Origin of the sequence: Endozoicomonas atrinae (assembly GCF_001647025.1) — a bacterium.
Taxonomy (GTDB): Bacteria; Pseudomonadota; Gammaproteobacteria; order Pseudomonadales; family Endozoicomonadaceae; genus Endozoicomonas; species Endozoicomonas atrinae.
In genome coordinates this window covers 1-1,155 of sequence record NZ_LUKQ02000595.1, presented here as the reverse complement: position 1 = coordinate 1,155, position 1,155 = coordinate 1, and the positions used below count along the sequence as shown (strand labels likewise).

General features: G+C 47.2%; 2 protein-coding genes. Both read right to left on the bottom strand.

The annotated features are described in order from the left end of the window. Nucleotides 1-20: 20 nt before the first annotated feature. Entirely contained in the window at nt 21-572 is a 552-nt protein-coding gene (locus AK963_RS29390; RefSeq protein ID WP_066018775.1) for an IS630 family transposase, read from the bottom strand. Further along, nucleotides 569-1,114 carry a helix-turn-helix domain-containing protein gene (locus tag AK963_RS29385; RefSeq protein WP_066018774.1) on the bottom strand — a complete coding sequence of 182 codons (546 nt, stop codon included), beginning with the start codon at nt 1,112-1,114 and terminating at the stop codon, nt 569-571. The genes AK963_RS29390 and AK963_RS29385 overlap by 4 nt, the downstream gene beginning before the upstream one ends. Between the last annotated feature and the right edge of the window lie 41 nt (nt 1,115-1,155).

The window sequence follows — 1,155 nt, the reverse complement described above, 5'->3', positions numbered from 1 at the left end:
ATACCAATTGCTTTTTCTAACTACTGTATAACTGCCCACTGACGAGAGCATAAACTGAATAGACGTCCAGCTTCGCCGCATAGATTGTTCCAGGCCTCGCAGCAGCAATCCACGATATCTTCGTAACAGCTAAATGCTTTATTGGCCAAATCATGCTCCCGCATCCACTCCCACAGCCTTTCTGAGCTGTTTAATTCGGGAGCGCATGCTGGCAACCAGAGTAAGCTGACATTTTCAAACTTCGGGAGGTTCTGCGCCATATGGAATCCTGCCCTGTCCAGAAGAACCACGGCATGATGCCCATCTTCAGTCGCCAAGGATATTTGCTCCAGATGCAGGGCAAGACCTTTAGCGTTTGCACAAGGTAGAACAAGGCCTATGGCTCTATCCTGTTGAGGGCATACGGCGCCAAATACATAAGCATACTCAAACTGTTGCTGCCGGATAAGTCCGGGGCGACTGCCTGTGGGAGCCCATACCCGACTGATAGAGTTCTGTTGACCAAACCTGGCTTCATCCTGGAACCAGATATCAATGACTTTTTTCCAAGCCCCAGGAGGCACAACCTTCATGACCTCCTGCTTGAAGTTTTTTTAAATGCTTCCTGCTCTTCAAGGTCCTGTTTTGGGTGCTTCGATCTGCCAGAAATCCACGACAACTTTACTCTATGTAGCAGGTTATATACTGTCCGAAGGTTGCAATCTGTCCCAAACTCACTTTGCAGCAGCTTATAAACATCCCGACCAACTATACGTCCTCCATTTTTTTCGTCCTGTAACTGGAGGACAGCTTCTTTAAATTCATCATGAGATTCTTCAGGGATTACGGGTTTTCGCCCCCTCCCTCCCTGATCCTTCATAGCTGGAAGGCCACCATTTTTAAAACGATGCAGCCAGTCATGTACCGCATCCTTGGTGACTTTAAGCAGTTTGGACGTCTCAGAAACAGAATATCCTTGTTGTATAAATGACAACCCCAACAACCGGACGCATTCACGGTTATCATCCGCATGACGGGCAGCATGGTGAAAATCAACATGCCCAAAACCTTCGGGTAGCTGTGGTCGACGAGACATCTGTTCCAGATAAAATGCTTGGTAATGATGCCTGAGCATAGCTGGATTCAGGTTAAGGATTTAGAAATTACGATTGGTAT

Excerpts from the sequence above, each read along its gene's own strand:
- AK963_RS29390 (WP_066018775.1), bottom strand. The coding sequence starts at position 572 with ATGAAGGTTGTGCCTCCTGGGGCTTGGAAAAAAGTCATTGATATCTGG.
- AK963_RS29385 (WP_066018774.1), bottom strand. The coding sequence starts at position 1,114 with ATGCTCAGGCATCATTACCAAGCATTTTATCTGGAACAGATGTCTCGT.